Genomic DNA, 17955 nt, shown 5'->3' on the forward strand with positions numbered 1-17955 from the left:
TTTCACGTGAAACTGACGGGGCCCAAACAACCCCCGCTGTGACCGCTGCGGTGATCGAGTCCGAGCCAGCCGCGGCCGCGGTGCTCACGGGCGACCGCATCGAGGTGCTGCGCGCGTTCGCGGCCGACCTCGGCGCGCGCGGCGAAGAGCTGGGCCTCATCGGCCCGCTCGAGCTGCCGCGCCTCTGGACGCGGCACCTCGTCAACAGTGCGCTGCTCGCTCCCCTGATCGAGTCTGGGGCCACGGTCGCCGACATTGGCACAGGCGGCGGCATGCCCGGGCTCGTGCTCGCGATCTGCCGGCCCGACGCCAAGTTCTACTTCATCGAACCGATGGAGCGCCGCTGCGCGTGGCTGAACGAGCAGATCGAACGCCTGGGGCTTGAAAACGCCGAGGTCAAGCGCGGCCGCGTCGAAGAGTTTCACGACGCGTTCGAGGTCGACCAGGTGACGGCGCGCGCCGTCACCGCGCTCAAGAAGCTCGTGCCCATCACGGCGCCGCTCTTGCGCGACGGCGGCGCGATGCTGTTTCTCAAGGGCGCATCGGTCGAGAACGAGATCGAAGCGGCCGAAAAGCCGCTGCGCAAGCACAAAGTGCGCGAGATTTCGGTCGAAGAGCTCGGCGCCGACCTCGGTGTAGAGACCACACGCGTGTTTCGGGCTAAAATCGTGAGACATGGCTGAAGCTGAAAAGTCCCTCGTAGGCGACCACCTCGTCGACAAGATTCGTCGACGCCGTAAGCTCGCCGAAACGGTCTCACCCCTGCCCGAAAAGACCCGCGTCATCACGGTGTCGAACCAGAAGGGCGGCGTCGGTAAGACGACGACGACCGTCAACCTCGCGTCGGCGCTTGCCCGCCGCGGCGCGAACGTGCTGGTGATTGACCTCGACCCGCAGGGCAACTCGTCGACCGCGCTCGGCGTGAACCACCGCCCCGAGGTCACGAGCATCTACGACGTGCTGCTCGGCGACAGCGAGATCGCCGACGCGATCGCGCAGTCCACCGACCACGAGAACCTCATGTGCGTGCCGTCGACGATTAACCTCGCCGGCGCCGAGATCGAGCTCGTCTCGCTCGTGGCCCGCGAGCAGCGACTGCGCACCGCACTGCACACGTTCTTCGAACAGTCAGATCGCCCGTACCACTACGTGTTCATCGACTGCCCGCCATCGCTGGGCCTGCTCACGGTGAACGCGTTTGTCGCGGCCGACGAGGTGCTGATTCCCATTCAGTGCGAGTACTACGCGCTCGAGGGGCTCAGCCAGCTGCTCAACAACATCAAGCTGATTCAGAAGCACCTGAACCCAGGGCTGCACGTGTCGACGATCATGCTCACCATGTATGACGCGCGCACCAACCTGGCGCAGGAGGTCGCGAACGAGGTTCGCACCCACTTCCCCGCCGAGGTGCTGAACGCGATTATTCCCCGCTCGGTGCGCATCTCTGAGGCGCCCAGCTACGGGCAGACCGTGCTCGCCTACGATCAGGCGTCGATCGGCGCGCTGGCCTATCTTGAGGCTGCGGCCGAGATGGCCGAGCGCGGTGTGCGCAAGCAGTCACCAGTGAAGGAAGGGGCGTAGCTCATGACCGCCAAAAAACGTAGCGGCCTGGGTCGCGGAATCGGTGCCCTGATTCCGCAGTCACCCACGACGGGCGAACGCCCCGTAGACGTGTTCTTCTCGCAGACCCCCGCGGCCGATAAGGCCCCTGAGGCTGAGGCGCCCGCTGCGGCGGATCCGGTGGTCGAGGCCGAAGCTCCCGCGGCTGCAGCGCCCGCGAGCGATGCGCCCAAGGCCGCCGCTCCCCCGGCGAAGAAGCCTGCGCGGTCACGGGCCAAGTCGGGCCAGGCTGCCGTGGCCGTAGATCCGGATCAGGGGGCCGCAGGGGACCTACAGGCCGTGCCCGGTGCGACGCTGACGCGCCTCGACATTGTCGACATTGTGCCGAACAAGCTGCAGCCGCGTACCGAGTTTGATGAGGACGCGCTTGATGAGCTGACGCACAGTGTGCGGGAGTTTGGCGTGTTTCAGCCGATCGTGGTGCGCGCGATCGACCCGGCCCCCAAGAAGGGGCCGAAGTATGAGCTGATCATGGGCGAGCGTCGTTTGCGGGCGTCGAAGCGGGCGGGGCTCGAGTCGATCCCCGCTATTGTGCGGTCGACGGCCGACGAGCACATGCTGCGCGACGCGCTGCTCGAGAACCTGCACCGTGCGCAGCTGAATCCGCTGGAAGAGGCGTCGGCGTACCAGCAGCTGCTGTCTGATTTTGGGATTACCCAGGAGCAGTTGGCGACCCGCATCGGCCGGTCGCGGCCGCAGGTGTCGAACACGATTCGGCTGCTGCGTCTGCCCGAGACGGTGCAGGCAAAGGTGGCGGCGGGCGTGCTGTCGGCCGGTCACGCCCGCGCCATTTTGTCGCTCGACCCCGACACGGAGGCGATGCTCAAGCTCGCCGACAAGATCGTGAACGAGGGCCTGTCGGTGCGCGCGGCAGAGGCGGCCGCGGCCGAGGAGCCCAAGCGCAAGCTGCCCAAGCCCCGCGCCGGCGGCGTGCAGGCGCAGCTTGGCGAGATCGCTGACCGCCTTGGCGACCGCTTCGACACCCGCGTCGCGGTGAAGCTGGGCGCCAAGAAGGGCCAGATCATCATCGACTTCGCGACGATCGCGGACCTGAAGCGCGTGCTGTCGGAGCTCGGCGACCCCGGCTTTGGGCAGGGCTAGCCCCACCCGTCATTCTGCTGGACTTCTCTCCCCTCGTCATTCTGCGGGAGCGAAGCGACTCGCAGAATCCAATGGCCCCGCTTCGCGGACTCTATTGCACGTGAAGTGGGGCCGTTTTGCGCCGTGCGCGTTCTTCCACATCGTCATCCTGCGGAGCACCCCTCTTGGGTCATCCTGCGTGCGCGGATTGCTTAGGAAAAACGCGCCAGCGTTTTTCGCAATCCGCGCTGGCGCTACAGCGCCAGCGAGTCGCAGGATCCACACTCTGCTCCCCTACCGCGCTACTAACTCCTGTGCTTGACTGCTGTCATGACTGAACAACCAACGCTGGTCTCAGCAGAACTAGAAATCCCAGCCGACGCCGCAACAATCTTCGAACTCATCGCCGACCCCTCGTTGCAGCCCTCGTGGGACGGAAACGACAACCTCGCCTCTGCGGAGCCGGGCCAGCGCATCCACGCCGTGGGTGACATCTTCCTGATGGTGAACAAGCCCGACCGGGTGCGCGAGAACCACATCGTCGAGTTTGAGGAGGGCCGCCTGATCGCATGGAAGCCGTCACTGCCGGGCGGCGAGCCGTTCGGCCAGCTCTGGCGGTGGGAGCTCACTCCGTTGGAGTCGGGTGCGACGCTGGTGCGGCACTCATACGATTTCTCGCAGCTGCACGATGAGCAGCGGCTGGTACGGGCGCGGGCCACTACTTCGGAGAAGTTGATGGGGTCGATTGAGCGACTTGCTGCCACCTCAATTTCGATGTGATGAAGCCGACAGAATGTACGAGACGGGAATCAGCGTTCTTGGCTGATTCCCGTCTCTTCTAATTACTTGTTACTGCATTGCTTGCACTTGGGCCATCCGTTGGTACCTGACCGGCGATTGTGTGCAGGGATTTGTTTGCCAGTAGGGCAGTCATTGTGATCATGGTGAACATCTGGATCACTCTGATTTGCAGAGTGGTAGGGGGCAACACGCATTTCATGCTCCTTTGCTTGAATCATGCACCGGCTGGTGCATGGACACCATAACCTGAGCCAGTGACATTCCATCTGACGGGAGCTGGGAATTGCTCAACGACCGTGAAACTAAGCAAGATAGAGAGCATGGCCGTCTCTTTCGTACCTGCTCCTGAATCTTCGAGCACAGTCACTCCGGCAAGACCAGTGACTCTGTGGGATCTGCTCGACGATATGTATTTCGGGGCAACAAGTCATCGGGACAAAGGAACGAAGTTCGAGCGGTTCCTTAAGAGTTATCTGCAGACTGGACCGAAGTGCCTGACCGTTCGTCAGTAGAAGTGGCGCGGGCTCTAGTGTTTAGCCTCGTCCGCTCCGCAATCGCTCAGCTACAAACACGCCGGCCCCTGTTCCATTCAGAGGCTGACTTGCAACATGAACTCGCGGTCGAAATTTCACGACTCGACCCTTTTTTAGAAGTCCGGCTTGAGCGGCCTGTGCGCATTGCTGGCGCACGGCCCATCAATTTGGACATGATGCTGCTGCGGGACGGATACCGATTCGCAGTCGAGCTCAAATACATCACGGCCAAACTCGAAGAGACCATAAACGGCGAGGAGTTCCTGCTTCGAGCGCAGGCAGCACAGGATCTCCGGCGCTACGACATTTTGAAGGATATTGGACGGATCGAAATGCTCTGCGCTCACAATATCGTCGAGTCTGGCATGTCGGTTACGATAACTAACGACCGCACACTTTGGATTGAATCCACAAGAACAGGCACCGTTGACGAGCTGTTCCGTCTGCATCACGGTCGTACTGTGACAGGTGAGCTTGGCTGGCGCGATCACGCTAGTCCTGGCACGATTCGCGGACGCGAGGCGACACTTACACTCTCCGGAGCGTACCTGCTGAATTGGTTGCAATATTCGGCAGTTGACGCTCCACGGAACGGAGACTTCCGGATGCTGATCGCGGAGGTTAAATAACGATGGCTGCGCCTGATGGCGAGAGAATGAACGTTCCTGCGCGCCAAGTCTCTGACTCGGCGTTTGGGCAGATACAGCAGGTCAGAGGAAAGAAGGATGGTCGCCGCGTCCCTGAGCTCTTTACCTCAGAACTCAAAATGGGCGATGGTACCGTCCTGAAAACAGTAATGCCAGAACCTCCTGGTGTAACAGTTTCCACAAACCTTAATTCCGACAATTCTTAGATCACACAGGTCTTTCGTTCAGCCCGCTCGACATGTTCGGCCCGGGCGAGCAAGATCAGTGTTGTGAGACAGTCACGAGGCTCGCCGAGCTTGTGTGGTGGCCCGAGCGGCTACACGAAGTGGCTTAGCCCGAATAGAGTCGAGTGTGAACCCTTGAATGAAGGAAACACGATGCAAGTTAGAAATGCGGCGCTCGAGCAGCACATCGCAGTCTTCGGAGAGAGTGGCAGCGGCAAGACTGTGCTCGTCTCATCGTTTTACGGCGCTACCCAGCAGCAGAGCTTCAACGAGAGCCACTACGTTGATGTGTTTGCTGACGATTTGGGGCAAGGCACGAAGCTTTACCGCGATTATCTGGGCATGCGCGATGACGCTACTGCACCGATGCCTACGAAGTTCGCCCCCACCTCGTATGCATTCATCATGAAGCCGAAGAAGGGCGTTAATCCGAAAGCGGGCAAGCGTGCTGGAGTGGCAACGCTGCGGGTGGTGTGGCACGATTACCCAGGTGAATGGTTCGAACAAGATGTGATGGGCGAAGAAGCTCGTAGACGAGTGGATACGTTTCGTGCACTGTTGGGCTCTGATGTGGCGCTATTGCTTGTCGATGGGCAGCGGCTGCTTGATCACCAGGGTGAAGAAGAACGCTACCTGAAGTCGTTGTTTAACAATGTCAAAAATGGTCTGCGCAATCTTGAAGATGAGATTTTAGATGATGGCAAACCCCTCGTGCGGTTTCCACGAGTTTGGATTCTCGCGCTCTCGAAAGCTGATCTTCTACCAGAAACCAATGTCGACGGGTTTCGTGACCTGTTGATCGCAAAAGCAAGTGACGAGATTCTCGAACTTCGTGAAACATTGAAGGGGTTTGTGCAGGGGCCTCAGGCGCTGTCATTTGGTGAAGATTTCATGTTGCTTTCTTCAGCTCGATTTGAACCGGGCAAGATTGAGGTGGAGAAACAAATCGGGCTCGACCTGATGCTGCCGATTGCAGCGATCTTGCCGTTCGAGCGACAGGCGCAGTGGAGCCAGATGCAGAAACTGCCGGCTCAGGTTGCGAAATACTTTGCAAAGAATGCAGACACTGTCGTGGATGTGCTTAACTCGCTAGCTTTCTTCGTGCCTGGGCCTTTTGGCAAGGTGTTTAGCCTCGTGAATACTGTGCTTACAAGAGATGCCTTCGCACGGGGCCTTACGTTGCTTGGCGAGCGCCTCGTTACGCTCAACGAGGAAGCCATCAAGAAACGGGAGTACTTGGTCGCAACCCTGACACAGTTCACGATGGCACTCGATCGAGGAGAAGAAGAAAAGGTGCTATTGAGGAGTCGTCGGTGAGAATAATTTGGGCGACACGAGGGAGAACCTGGGGGTTCAAGTTCTTGCTAGATGGGGGATTCGCTGACCCGCTCAAGGCCTATGAGACCGTGTTTTCTGTGCAGGAGTCTGCGGGTGAAATGTTCACTCGGGTCGGTGACCGGGTAGCTCTGCGGTTCCTTGATCCGCTGGGCCGAAAAGACCGCGCAGGGCGTGTGATTCCACACGAGTTTGTGGTGTTTGATTCACTTGCAGATGATATTCATACGGTCGATGATGGCCGCAGACTTGTGTGGCCCCTCGTTGCAGATGAGTATGCGCGCGTATGGGACCTGCCTCAGCCAACACCTCTGAGCAGGCACCCAAACCTGCCAAACTAGACCCATGACAGCGTCGTTCACCCTCGTCCAACTGCGCTACTTTGCTGCCGTCGCCAGGCTCGAGAACATGACGGCGGCGGCCGCCGAACTCAACGTCACCCAGTCGACGCTGTCGAGCGCGATCAGTCAGCTCGAACGCGAGCTGGGGGTCGAGCTCTTCACGAGGATCCCCAGAATCGGCCTCCGGCTCACCGACTCGGGCACCGCGCTGCTCGCACGAAGCGCAGCCTTTCTCGAAGAGGCCGACCAGCTCGCAATCGAAGCGCAGCACGCGAACGCTGCCCTACAGGGTGAAATCTCGGTGGGCATCTACGCGCCCCTCGCGCCGTTCCAGGCACCCGAGATTCTGCAGCGCTTCGAACAGCTCTACCCCAACGTGACCGTCACGTTTGTCGAAGGCGATCAAGACTCCCTGCAGACGCAGCTCTACGACGGCCGCTGCGAGATCGCCCTCATGTACGACCTGGGCGTCGACGACCGGTTCGACCGCACCGTCATCGACCGCATTCCCCCGCACGTGATTGTCGCAGAGAGCCACCCGCTCGCAAAACAGGGCCGCAGCGAAATTCACCTGTCAGAGCTAGAAAGCGACCCGCTCGTACTGCTCGATCTGCCCTACACCCGCGAGTACTACCTGGGCCTCTTTCGGCAGCTCGGCATTAAGCCGCGCGTGCGCCACGTCTCCCTCGGGTACGAGACCGTGCGCTCATTCGTGGCCCGCGGGCACGGCTACTCGGTGCTCAACCAGTGGGTGGGGCACGGCATGACGTACTCGGGGTCGCGGGTGGTGCCGATCCGGCTCCTTGATGAACTTCAGCCCATGGAAGCCTCGCTCGTGAGCCGCCGCGGTCTTGCGCCCACTCGTAAGGCCCGGGCCTTCGCTGAGGTGTGCACCGAGCTCATGTCACACAAACGCCACGAATCGATTTTCTCGATCGATAACAACGAAATTATTCGTTAGACACGATCGGCCGGTGCGGCCAACACTAGAGGGACGAGCTCCGCACACGGCCGACAACGACGCCGACCGGTGAGGTGCGGGCACCACTCAGGAGGACGCAATGACGCTGCAATCCGAAGCCACCAACACAGGTGATAGACCAACGACCGTGAACAACACCGCGGGCGTGACCCCGCACACTGATCCGGTGAACATACCGACCGGGCCCATCTCGGTCGCCGAGCGCCGCGCGCTCACCAAAGAGCGCCGCCGCGTGCTGCTCGCCGGCAGCGTCGGTCAGTTCATCGAGTTCTACGACTTCACCCTCTACGGCCTCTCGGCCCTCACGCTCTCGGCCCTCTTCTTTCCGACCGTGCACCCCTCCCTCGCCCTGCTCTCCACGTTCGCGGCGTTTGGCGTCGCGTTCTTCGTGCGCCCCCTCGGCGGGCTCTTCTTCGGCGCGCTTGGCGACAAGTACGGGCGCAGGCCCGTGCTGTACGTGACGCTGCTCACCATTGGCATCGCGACCACCGCGATCGGCCTGCTGCCCACCTACGCCCAGATCGGCATCGCCGCCCCGGCGCTGCTCGTGCTGTGCCGGCTGCTGCAGGGCTTCTCGGCCGGCGGAGAATCGGTGGGCGCCCCCGCGTTCGTATTCGAGCACGCGCCCAAGAACCGCCGCGGCATGTGGCTCAACATCACCCTCGCCGCGACCGCGATGCCCTCGGTCATCGGCGGCACCCTGATCCTCGTGCTCTCCCAGAACATGTCTGCCGCGTCGTTCGAGTCGTGGGGCTGGCGCATTCCGTTCTTGATCGCGCTGCCACTCGCCCTGTTCGGCCTGTGGATCCGCACGCACACCGAAGAGTCAGAAGCGTTCAAGCAGGTGCAGCAGAAGCAGCTCGCGCAAAAGGAACAGCACACCCCCATCAGGGACGCATTCCGTGAGAACTGGCGCCAGATGCTGCAGGTGATCATGGTCATGGGGCTCACCGCGATGGGCTTCTACTTTCTCTCGGGTTACTTCGTTGCCTACGTGCAGACCGCCGGCGACCTGAGCCGCGAGGCGTCGCTGCTCGCCAACGCGGCCGCCATGCTGCTCTACACGCTCGTGCTGCCGTTCACCGGCATGCTGGGCGACCGCTTCGGCCGCAAACCAATGCTCATCGCCGGCGCCGCCGTGATCGCTGTGCTGTCGGTGCCCGCCTTCATGCTCGTCACCTCAGGCAGCTTCGGGCTCGCCCTGCTCGGCCAGTTCATCTTCGTGATCGCGGTCTGCATCTATGGTGGCGGCTGCTACACCTTCTTCGTCGAGATCTTCACCACCCGCACCCGCTTCACCTCGGCCGCGGTCAGCTACAACGTCGGCTACGCGATCTTCGGCGGCACCGCCCCGTTCATCGGCACCTGGCTCGTCGGCGCGACAGGCTACGGCGCGAGCCCCGGCGTCTACATGGCGATCGCCGGAGCCCTCGTGTTTCTCGTTCTCGTCTTCACCAGCATCCCCGAAACCCACCCCCTCAAGAAGCACACCCGCACGACAGGAGCCCGCAAGTGACCACCGAATCTTTTCTCACCGACTTTCACGAGGTCGCGAAGATCGGCGCGACTCCTAATGGCGGCGTCGACCGCCAGGCCGCCACGGCCGAAGACCGCGAGACGCGCGAGTGGTTTCGGGCGTTCGCGCGCGAGCGCGGCTGGGAGGTGCGGGTCGACGGCATTGGCAACCAGCTCGCGCTCATCGAGCTGCGACCCGGCGCCCCCTATGTGCTGCTCGGCTCGCATCTCGATTCGCAGCCACTGGGCGGCCGCTTCGACGGCGCGTACGGCGTCATCGCGGCCCTGCACGCAGCGTGCCGGATCGTGCGTCGCGTCACCTCGGTCAGCGCCGCGGGCGGTGCTGGCTCAGACAGCGAAGACAGCGACGGGTCGCAGCTTGACGCGCCCCAGTACAACCTGGCCGTCGTGAACTGGTTCAACGAGGAGGGTGGCCGCTTTGCCCCCTCGATCATGGGCAGCTCGGTGTTCGCCGGGCTCATGAGCGAGACCGAGATGCTCGACGTGCGTGACCTGAGCGGGGTGTCGGTGCGCGAGGCGCTGCGCGATATCGGGTACCTCGGCACCGACGAGCGCCCCGAGGTCGCCGCCTACGCCGAGATCCACATCGAACAGGGTCGCATCCTCGAGCGCGAAGGCATCGCGATCGGGGCGGTCGACCGCTCCTGGTACACGCAGAAGCTCGACATCGAGGTGCTGGGCGAGCAATCCCACACCGGGGCGACCCTCATGTCTGACCGGCACGACGCGCTGCTGGGAGCCGCCAAGGTGATTCAGCGGGTGCACGAGGTCACCGACCTGTTTGAGCCCGAGACCCTCGTCTCCTCGGTGGGGCAGATGACGCTCGAACCGAACTCCCCCATCGTGGTCGCGCGCCGCGTGCACCTCGTCGCCGACCTGCGCGCCGACGACCGCGAGGTCGTGATCAAGGCCCGTGACCAGATTCTTGCCGACATCCGGGAGATCGAGGCCGAGCACGGCCTCGTGATCAACGCGCGCGACTTCGACGTGCGTGACAACCAGCACTACCCCGAGCAGGGGCTCGAGCTCGCCGACCAGGTCGCCGCCGATCTGGGACTTGGCTCCCGCCGCATTCGCACCATGGCGGGCCACGACTCGGTCGCGATGAACCGCATTGCCCCCACTGTGATGCTGTTCATTCCGTCCGTCGACGGGGTGAGCCACTGCGAACGCGAGTTCTCGCGTGACGAAGACATGGCCGCGGGCGTTGACATGCTCGCCGAGGTCGGCTGGCGACTCGTGCACGGCGCGCTCGCTGAAGCGGGTGTGGATCCTGCGATTCGCTTCGCTCACGCAGGATGACGGAGAAAAGGCCACGCAGGATGACGGGTGGGGTGTCGCGCAGGATGACGAAGAAAAGGCCACGCAGGATGACCGGGAGAGAGAAATAATGCTCACCACGCAGCAAACGTCACCGCTCACCGAGCTCGACGCCCACGCCGCCCGTGCCCTGTTCGAATCGGGGGAGCTCGCCCCCAGCGAGCTACTCGAGGCCACCCTCGACCGCATCGCTCGGGTGAACGGAGACCGTGAAACGGGCATCAACGCCTTCACCGAGGTGATGGCGGAGGAGGCGCGGGCCGCGGCGCTTGCAGCCGATGCGGCTTGGGCAGCGGCCCGCCGATCCGGCACGAAGGCCCCGGCACTCTTGGGCATTCCCGTCGCGACCAAAGAGAAACACGGCATCGCAGGGCGCAGCCTCGAGCAGGGGCTCGCGTCACAGCGGGGCGTGCGCGCCGCGGCGAACCACCCGGTGGTCGAGCGCATTCTCGCCGCCGGCGGCATCATTCACGCCCGCACCACCTCGCCCGAGTTCTCGTGCGCGACCGTCACGCACTCCCCCGCGTGGGGCGTCACCCGCAACCCCTGGAACCTTGAGACATCACCCGGCGGCTCCTCGGGCGGGGCCGGCGCCGCGCTCGCCGCGCAGATGACCACGCTCGCCACCGCCTCTGACATTGCGGGCAGCACGCGCATTCCCGCGGGATTCACGGGCACCGTCGGCTACAAGGCACCGTATGGTCGGGTGCCGGGGCTGCCGCCGCTGTCAGCCGACTGGTACCGGGGCGACGGGCCGATGGCGCGCACCGTGGCAGACACGGCGCTGCTCGCCGAGGTGATGAGTGGGGCGCACCCGCTCGATCACGGGTCGGTGGGCAGGGTTGCGGCGGGCCGAGCGGGCTTGGCTGGTTCGGGTGGTTTGGCTGGTTTGGCTGGTTTGGCTGAGCGATCGGGCGAGTGGGCGAGTCTGACTGACAGGGTCGCGGCGGTGCAGCGATCCGGGCAGTTGCAGGGCTTGCGCATTGGGCTCTCGCTCACGCTGGGTGATTACCCGATCGCGCCGAGTGTGCGCGAGAACACGGAGCGCGTGGCGGCCTTGCTTGAGGCCCGGGGCGCGACGATCGTGCCGGTGACGCTGCCGTGGACGACGGAGCGGATCACGGCCACGACCTTCGCCCACTTCGGGCACATTCTCGGGCCCGCGATGGCACAGCTCACGGCGGGCACCGAGTCAGAGCTGGCCGCGTACACGCGCCAGTTCATCGCAGACGCTGCCCGGTTTGCTGCTGGGGTCAGCCTGCCCGATTCGATGGCGCTCGACGCCCAGCTGCAGCAAGAACTCGCTGTTGCGATGACCGGTCTCGACGCGCTGCTCGCCCCCACACAGGGCATTGAGATGCTCGACGCGGCGGGCGACTACCTTGCGGGGGTGTGCGTGCCGGGCGCTGATGGTGAGCCCGTGGAGTTGGGGCACTACTGGGAGGCGCACCTGACGAGCCCGTTTAACGTGGCGAACCGCTGCCCCGTACTCGCGGTGCCGAGCGGGCTCTCGACAGTGGGCGTGCCGACAGGCGTGCAGGTCGTGGGGCACCCGTGGGACGAGGGCACGGTGTTCGAGATCGGTGCCGTTATTGAGCAGGCTGGCCTGATGCCGGGGTTGCCTGCGCTGTGAGCGCGGGATTGCCCGTGCCGCTGCGGGAGGCGGCTTGCATCGTGGCTGTTGTCAGCGGGCTCTTGCTCGTCAGCTCAGGTTCATAACATCTTGTTCACTCTAAGAGACTTTTCATTTATACTGAACAAAAGCTTAGGGTGAACAGACTGAACGGGCTGATCGATGGATTTGACGCTTGCAGAAGATCTACAATCACGGCTGCATGAGTACGGGCTCGAGCTTCGCATGGGCGTCACATTAGAGAACCTGGAGCCTGGAGCGGTGGTTCACGGTGAGTTGCGTTACCGAGGCTCCACCTTGCGTGGCAATTTGAGCTACGTGCCTGAAATGACAGCGTCTACCGTTGCGAAAACTGCCGACTTCCATCAGTTAGATGCCCCACTGCTTGTGGTGGGTGATCGGGTGACCGAGCGAAGCGCCGATATCATGCGCGAACGCGGCATTAACTACATGGACGGCAGTGGCAACGCGTACATCAACTTTGAGCCAGTGTTGATTGACGTGCGAGGGCGTCGACCGAGCACCCCGGCGGCTGCTGGTCAGAACACGAGGACCCGAAACGTTGTGCACCAAAGAGGTGGCATTAACTTGATGAGCCCAAAGCGTGCGCAGGTCATCTTTGCCCTGCTCTCTTGGGAATTTCTCTTGGAATCACCGTTACGAGAACTTGCTCGCGTAGCCTGTGTTTCGCTCGGGCAGGCGCAGTCCACACTGCAACTCCTGCGCGAGCAGGGCTTCTTGGCTCATCGGCAAGGCTTTAGCGAGACGATGCGCGAGCGGCTGCTTGACCTCTGGGTGCAGTCTTACCCAGCGGGACTCGGCAGGGGGCAGCTCCGTGCCACTTTCTTTGGGGACATTACAGTGACTGAGAGTCGGGAGAGCCCCGTTTTCATTAGTGGCGAATCTGCATTAAGAACACACATGCGACCAGAAACCCTTACGCTCTATAGTCACGGACAACCGACTGAGCTATACATTTCGCTTCGCTGGCGACGTGAGGAGGCTCGCCCAAACATCTTCGTCAAAGAGCAGTTTTGGGAAGATCCGCACGGGCATTCTTCGGGAGGCGTGTTTACGGCCCCGCCGCTTCTTGTTTACGCTGACCTGCTTGCTGCGCAAGACAGTCGTCAGCACGAGGTAGCCTTAGAGTTTCGAGAGTTGCATGCTCAACTTCGCGCAGATTAGCCCGCGTCTTTTCGATGAGTTTGAAGCGGTTATCACCGAGCTTATTGAGACGGTGAGCATGCTGCCCGAGCAAGTCTTGATCGTTGGTGCTGGCTGTCGCGACATCTTGCATGCGGCCCTTGGGCATGACTTTTTGCTTCGAGCCACAAATGACGTCGATATAGGGATTGCTTTGGATGACTGGGCTATCTCTGATCGGATCGACGATCGATTCCAGCGGCTTGGAAGCAACGGGATTCGCTACAGGATCGGTGGGCTTCCTGTCGACATTATGCCGTTCGGCGCAATTGAAGATCCGACAGGGATCTCGACCCCTGCGCCGAGGGGTGAGGGGCTTGTCGTTTTCGCTTTCTCCGAAGTGCACCAGCAGTCGTTGCCCCTCAAATTGCCCAGTGGAATAACCGTGCGTATACCAACTATCACCGGATACGCGCTCCTAAAACTGCGATCGTGGGTTGACCGCTCGGTGTATGGGGAAGATAAGGATGCGAAAGATCTTGCTTTAGCTGCCTTCTGGTACCGAGAAGCACAAGAGGTGCAAGACAATCTGTACTCCACGGATGAGGGTCAGGAGCTATTAGAAGAAGCCGAATGGGACATCGCGGTGGCTGCCGCTAGGCAGCTTGGTATCGACGCTGGGCTGATGCTGGGTGTGACGGAACGCGTTAATCTTGCCGAACAATGGGATGCACTTGACCATGACAAAGCGGCCAGGAGTTTCGTGCTCCCTCCAGGAAGCCCAGGTGAGCTTGATGAGGGGTGTCGTGCGAAGGTCGTCGCAGCCCTCAACCAAGGGCTCCAGGACTCTAGGGGTATGAAACCGGCTGCGTGAGGTGACTGCTTTGAGCCCCCGTGTGGCGCGAAATAAGTTGCGGTGTAAACGCCTCGTTCAGCTTAAGGGGCTTTTCAACTTTACTGAACAAGCCTTTAGGTTGAGCGAACAAGGGGTGAACAGCGGCGTCGCGTCGCTGGCGCCGTCAGGCCCGACAGTGGCTGCGAGGGTCAGCGAATTCGCAACGGTCCTGCTGTCATTGGCGGACAGTATCGAACGTTAGCCTCACGACAATACGCCTGTTGGGCAGATTTTCTGCTTCCCGGCTGCCCAATCCCATGTTGAGTGCCCGACTCGGGAAATTCGGATTTCTGAATAGTGCTTGAATACTTACACTCTGGGTGTTAGTTTCTAAGCATGAAGTACCGACCTGCGCTGCGTGAGCTTGCAGAGATTACCGAGTCCCAGTGGGGCATGGTTACCTCTGCGCAGGCTCTTGCTCGCGGGCTGAGTCATGTGGATCTTGCGCGCCTTGCAGACAATGGTGATCTCGTCAGGCTCGCGCATGGTGTGTATAAGGATGCGGGAGCACCTAGCAGTGAGCATGAAGACCTTCGCGCCGCCTGGCTAAGTATCGAGCCCAAACAGCTTGCATGGGAGCGCACGCAACATCGGCCGAGCTTTGCGACAGTTTCGGGTGAGACAGCGACAGTGCTTTATGGCGTAGGAGACCTGCGGGCCATGCGAACTGAATTTACCACTCTGCGTCGCAAGCAAACGCAGCGTGAAGAGATACGGTATAAAACTCGCACGCTAACTCGAGAAGATGTAACGATTCGCGAGGGTCTGCCGGTCACAACGGTCGAACGCACGATCGCCGACCTGGTTGAAGCACGCACCCAACTCGAGCACATCGGCGCGGTGATTCGTGACGCGAATCGCAAGATGAACCTGGACATGGAAAAGCTCGAGAGCTATCTCACTCCACTAGCTGAACGTAATGGTCACCGTAAGGGTGACGGGGAGGCTCTGCTCCAAGAGCTTCTGGAGGCGGCACATATTGATAACGAGACTGTCGCTGCACAGCTTGCCTCCCACGAGGAACTCGGGGCGATGATCGCAAGCAAGTTCATTGCCTCCCTGCCCGGCGCTGATCGGGCAGCAGTGGTTAGAAAAACTTCAGGGGCGAGAGGGAATTCTTCTGACTATCTGAAGGTTGTGGACTGGATCAATTTGGCTGCTCGAGCTGAGTATCCAGGATTCAAGAGCACAGAGGACGAAAGGTGAACGTCGTGAGCTACCAAAGCCCGAGGGCAGTAGAGTCAGGCATACTTGCCGCAGCCCGTAAGCTCTCTTCGGATGACCCATCGATCTCAGTCAACGATCGGATTAGGCAGGAATACTTCAGGCGGTTTCTAAGCAGGATATTTTCTGATGAAGCGGATGCACAATGGATGCTGAAGGGCGGCACCGGAGTACTCGCGCGCGTTGGTTCAGCCCGCACCACCAGAGACATCGACCTGTACCGAAAAGGCCAGACGATCGACGGCGCTTTGGATGATCTTAGGCGTTCCGCTGAAATTGACTTGGGAGACTTCTTTAGGTTTGAGTACGTGGGGCACGAACCGTCGGTCGCTGGTGATCAACAGGTTTACACCGAAGGGGTCCAGGTTCATTTCGATATGTACGTGGGAGCGAGCAAACGAGGCACGCTCAAAGTGGATCTTGTGACGAATGTAATTGTCATAGGAACGGCCCTCGTTGCAGCCCCTGCAAACGGACTTGATCTGCCGAAGCTGCGCAGCCATGACTACCGGCTCTATCCCGTGGTAGATCAAATTGCAGATAAGGTGTGCGCCACTCTCACAGAGTACAAAGGGCGACAGTCAACCAGAGAATGGGACCTCGTCGATCTGGTTATTCTCGTTTCGACAGCCTCCATGAATGCAGATGAACTATGGCGTGCGCTTCAAGCTGAGGCCGACGCACGTGCATTGCTGCTCCCACAGATGTTCCGAGTACCGCAAACTTGGGGAGCGCGCTACGCAAAAGACGCAAAGACGGTTCCAGCCTGCGCCGACTACCGAACCGTCGACGCGGCCATGGTGCTCATGCGGGCGTTTCTTGACCCGGTGCTACGCGGTGAGGCGCGAGGTAAAGAGTGGAGCCCCGAGTCTCTCAGCTGGGGTTAAGTACAGGCCCAATTTGATCGTGCTGGATGCTGCGACTCCTTCGTCGCGCAGCATGACGAGGGCGGGGGTATTCGCGCGGTGTGACGAGGGTGGTGATGCTGGCGCGGCATGACGAGGTCGGGGTGCTCGCGCGGCATGGCGACGGCGGGGGTGCTCGCGCGGCGTAACGGGGGCACGGACACAATATCCCCCTCGCGCAGCGACCAGCTGCGCGAGGGGGATCCGGAACAAAAAGCCGGGCTTAGATGATCCCGTTCAGGTGCTCCTCGATCATCTGCTTGGGCATTGCGCCGATGATCTCGCGCACCTCTTCGCCGTTCTTGAAGACCTTCATCGCCGGGATCGACGTGATGCGGTACTTCGCCGACAGGTTGGGGTTCTCGTCGACGTTGAGCTTCACGACGCGCAGCTTGCCGTCTTGCTCGGCCGCGATCTTGTCGAGCACGGGCGCGACCTGGCGGCAGGGGCCGCACCAAGCTGCCCAGAAGTCGACCAGCACGGGGATCTCGCTCTGCAGCACGACCTTGTCGAACGTGTTCTCGTCTACGTTGATTGCTTCACTCATGATGACCTCCTTGGTCGGTGGATCCTGCGACTCGCTGGCCCTGTAGGGCCACCGCGACCTGTGAGAAACGCTGGCGCGTTTCTCTCTGAACAGGTCGCGCGCGCAGGATGACGGGGAAAGATGCTCGCGCAGGATGACGGTGTGTGGTGGATCCTGCGACTCGCGAGTGCTGAGGGCGCGCCCGCAGGGTGACAAATTGTGGGTTCTACGCGGTCGCGAGCTCGGCGGTCGCCTGCTCGCGCGCGGCGAGGTAGTGCTCGGCGTCGAGTGCTGCGACGGTGCCCGAGCCGGCGGCCGTGATGGCCTGGCGGTAGGTGGGGTCGATCACGTCGCCCGCCGCGAACACGCCCGCAACCGAGGTGCGCGATGAGCGGCCCTCGACCGCGATCGTGCCCTCGGCGGTGAGCTCGAGCTTGTCGTGCACGAGGTGCGTGCGCGGGTCGTTGCCGATCGCGACAAACACGCCGGTCACGTCGAGCTCGCTGAGCGCGCCGTCGACGGTGCTGCGCAGGGTCACGCCGGTCACGTCGCTCTCGCCGTGAATCTCGGCGACCGCAGAGTTCCACACGAACTCGATCTTCTCGTTGTCGAACGCGCGCTGCTGCATGATCTTCGACGCCTTGAGCTCGTCGCGGCGGTGAATCACGTACACCTTCGACGCGAAGCGGGTGAGAAAAGTTGCCTCTTCCATCGCCGAGTCGCCGCCGCCGACGACGGCGATTGTCTTGTCTCTGAAGAAGAAGCCGTCGCACGTCGCGCACGACGAGACGCCGTGGCCGGTGAGCCGCTCCTCGCCCTCCACGCCGATCTTGCGGTACGCCGACCCGGTCGCGTAGATCACCGCGGCGGCCTCGTGCACCACGCCGTCGGCCGAGGTGACGCGCTTCACGTCACCCGAGAAATCGACCTCGGTGATGTCGTCGTAGACGACCTCGGTGCCAAAGCGCTCGGCCTGCTCCTGCATCTTCTGCATCAGGTCGGGCCCCTGAATGCCCTCAGGGAACCCGGGAAAGTTCTCGACGTCGGTCGTGTTCATGAGCTCGCCACCGATGCCGATGGCGCTCGCGAACATCAACGGCTCAAGGCCCGCACGTGCCGCGTAAATCGCGGCGGTAAAACCGGCGGGGCCGGAACCGATGATGATGATCTGGCGCATGAGGCTCCTCGCTGCATTAACGTGTTCGGGCGC

General features: G+C 61.8%; 16 protein-coding genes. 14 read left to right on the forward strand and 2 right to left on the reverse strand.

All coding sequences use genetic code 11. The annotated features are described in order from the left end of the window. Positions 1 to 38: 38 nt before the first annotated feature. The 14 genes from rsmG to ACXR2T_RS06845 all read left to right on the forward strand — a co-directional run bounded on the left by rsmG (position 39) and on the right by ACXR2T_RS06845 (position 16201). Positions 39 to 683 carry a 16S rRNA (guanine(527)-N(7))-methyltransferase RsmG gene (gene rsmG, locus ACXR2T_RS06780; RefSeq protein WP_458838671.1) on the forward strand — a complete coding sequence of 215 codons (645 nt, stop codon included), beginning with the start codon at positions 39 to 41 and terminating at the stop codon, positions 681 to 683. Further along, on the forward strand, positions 676 to 1581 hold the full coding sequence (locus tag ACXR2T_RS06785) for a ParA family protein (RefSeq protein WP_458817077.1): 906 nt from the start codon (positions 676 to 678) through the stop codon (positions 1579 to 1581). Before rsmG ends, ACXR2T_RS06785 begins: the two co-directional genes overlap by 8 nt. A gap of 3 nt (positions 1582 to 1584) precedes the next feature. Beyond that, a complete protein-coding gene (locus tag ACXR2T_RS06790; RefSeq protein WP_458838595.1) occupies positions 1585 to 2721 on the forward strand; it encodes a ParB/RepB/Spo0J family partition protein in 1137 nt (378 codons plus the stop codon). Between the two features lie 309 nt (positions 2722 to 3030). Continuing rightward, positions 3031 to 3480, forward strand: coding sequence for an SRPBCC family protein (locus tag ACXR2T_RS06795; RefSeq protein ID WP_458838596.1), 450 nt, complete (start codon positions 3031 to 3033; stop codon positions 3478 to 3480). A 622-nt stretch (positions 3481 to 4102) separates the two neighbouring features. Further along, positions 4103 to 4663, forward strand: coding sequence for a hypothetical protein (locus tag ACXR2T_RS06800; protein WP_458838597.1), 561 nt, complete (start codon positions 4103 to 4105; stop codon positions 4661 to 4663). Positions 4664 to 5040: 377 nt separating this feature from the next. Continuing rightward, on the forward strand, positions 5041 to 6222 hold the full coding sequence (locus ACXR2T_RS06805; protein WP_458816789.1) for an ATP/GTP-binding protein: 1182 nt from the start codon (positions 5041 to 5043) through the stop codon (positions 6220 to 6222). A 363-nt stretch (positions 6223 to 6585) separates the two neighbouring features. Further along, entirely contained in the window at positions 6586 to 7542 is a 957-nt protein-coding gene (locus tag ACXR2T_RS06810; RefSeq protein ID WP_458838599.1) for a LysR family transcriptional regulator, read from the forward strand. Positions 7543 to 7642: 100 nt separating this feature from the next. Beyond that, a complete protein-coding gene (locus tag ACXR2T_RS06815; RefSeq protein WP_458838600.1) occupies positions 7643 to 9079 on the forward strand; it encodes an MFS transporter in 1437 nt (478 codons plus the stop codon). Beyond that, complete coding sequence (locus ACXR2T_RS06820) at positions 9076 to 10401, forward strand: M20 family metallo-hydrolase (protein WP_458838601.1); 1326 nt, start codon at positions 9076 to 9078, stop codon at positions 10399 to 10401. Before ACXR2T_RS06815 ends, ACXR2T_RS06820 begins: the two co-directional genes overlap by 4 nt. Before the next feature lie 88 nt (positions 10402 to 10489). Beyond that, positions 10490 to 12052, forward strand: coding sequence for an amidase (locus ACXR2T_RS06825; protein ID WP_458838602.1), 1563 nt, complete (start codon positions 10490 to 10492; stop codon positions 12050 to 12052). A gap of 162 nt (positions 12053 to 12214) precedes the next feature. Further along, positions 12215 to 13237: a type IV toxin-antitoxin system AbiEi family antitoxin gene (locus ACXR2T_RS06830; protein ID WP_458816776.1), complete on the forward strand. Its 1023-nt coding sequence runs from the start codon at positions 12215 to 12217 to the stop codon at positions 13235 to 13237. Continuing rightward, on the forward strand, positions 13215 to 14069 hold the full coding sequence (locus ACXR2T_RS06835) for a hypothetical protein (RefSeq protein WP_458816774.1): 855 nt from the start codon (positions 13215 to 13217) through the stop codon (positions 14067 to 14069). The genes ACXR2T_RS06830 and ACXR2T_RS06835 overlap by 23 nt, the downstream gene beginning before the upstream one ends. Before the next feature lie 357 nt (positions 14070 to 14426). After that, complete coding sequence (locus tag ACXR2T_RS06840) at positions 14427 to 15296, forward strand: type IV toxin-antitoxin system AbiEi family antitoxin domain-containing protein (RefSeq protein ID WP_458816772.1); 870 nt, start codon at positions 14427 to 14429, stop codon at positions 15294 to 15296. A 5-nt stretch (positions 15297 to 15301) separates the two neighbouring features. Beyond that, a complete protein-coding gene (locus tag ACXR2T_RS06845; protein ID WP_458838603.1) occupies positions 15302 to 16201 on the forward strand; it encodes a nucleotidyl transferase AbiEii/AbiGii toxin family protein in 900 nt (299 codons plus the stop codon). Positions 16202 to 16442: 241 nt separating this feature from the next. Here ACXR2T_RS06845 and trxA read toward each other — a convergent pair whose 3' ends face one another. Continuing rightward, complete coding sequence (gene trxA / locus ACXR2T_RS06850) at positions 16443 to 16766, reverse strand: thioredoxin (RefSeq protein WP_458816752.1); 324 nt, start codon at positions 16764 to 16766, stop codon at positions 16443 to 16445. A gap of 205 nt (positions 16767 to 16971) precedes the next feature. Then, positions 16972 to 17922: a thioredoxin-disulfide reductase gene (trxB, locus tag ACXR2T_RS06855; protein WP_458838604.1), complete on the reverse strand. Its 951-nt coding sequence runs from the start codon at positions 17920 to 17922 to the stop codon at positions 16972 to 16974. Between the last annotated feature and the right edge of the window lie 33 nt (positions 17923 to 17955).

The sequence above is a fragment of the Leucobacter faecis genome (genome assembly GCF_054456635.2).

Excerpts from the sequence above, each read along its gene's own strand:
- ACXR2T_RS06795 (WP_458838596.1), top strand. The coding sequence starts at position 3,031 with ATGACTGAACAACCAACGCTGGTCTCAGCAGAACTAGAAATCCCAGCC.
- trxA (WP_458816752.1), bottom strand. The coding sequence starts at position 16,766 with ATGAGTGAAGCAATCAACGTAGACGAGAACACGTTCGACAAGGTCGTG.
- trxB (WP_458838604.1), bottom strand. The coding sequence starts at position 17,922 with ATGCGCCAGATCATCATCATCGGTTCCGGCCCCGCCGGTTTTACCGCC.
- ACXR2T_RS06825 (WP_458838602.1), top strand. The coding sequence starts at position 10,490 with ATGCTCACCACGCAGCAAACGTCACCGCTCACCGAGCTCGACGCCCAC.
- ACXR2T_RS06840 (WP_458816772.1), top strand. The coding sequence starts at position 14,427 with ATGAAGTACCGACCTGCGCTGCGTGAGCTTGCAGAGATTACCGAGTCC.
- ACXR2T_RS06830 (WP_458816776.1), top strand. The coding sequence starts at position 12,215 with ATGGATTTGACGCTTGCAGAAGATCTACAATCACGGCTGCATGAGTAC.
- ACXR2T_RS06785 (WP_458817077.1), top strand. The coding sequence starts at position 676 with ATGGCTGAAGCTGAAAAGTCCCTCGTAGGCGACCACCTCGTCGACAAG.
- ACXR2T_RS06815 (WP_458838600.1), top strand. The coding sequence starts at position 7,643 with ATGACGCTGCAATCCGAAGCCACCAACACAGGTGATAGACCAACGACC.
- ACXR2T_RS06790 (WP_458838595.1), top strand. The coding sequence starts at position 1,585 with ATGACCGCCAAAAAACGTAGCGGCCTGGGTCGCGGAATCGGTGCCCTG.
- ACXR2T_RS06835 (WP_458816774.1), top strand. The coding sequence starts at position 13,215 with ATGCTCAACTTCGCGCAGATTAGCCCGCGTCTTTTCGATGAGTTTGAA.
- ACXR2T_RS06810 (WP_458838599.1), top strand. The coding sequence starts at position 6,586 with ATGACAGCGTCGTTCACCCTCGTCCAACTGCGCTACTTTGCTGCCGTC.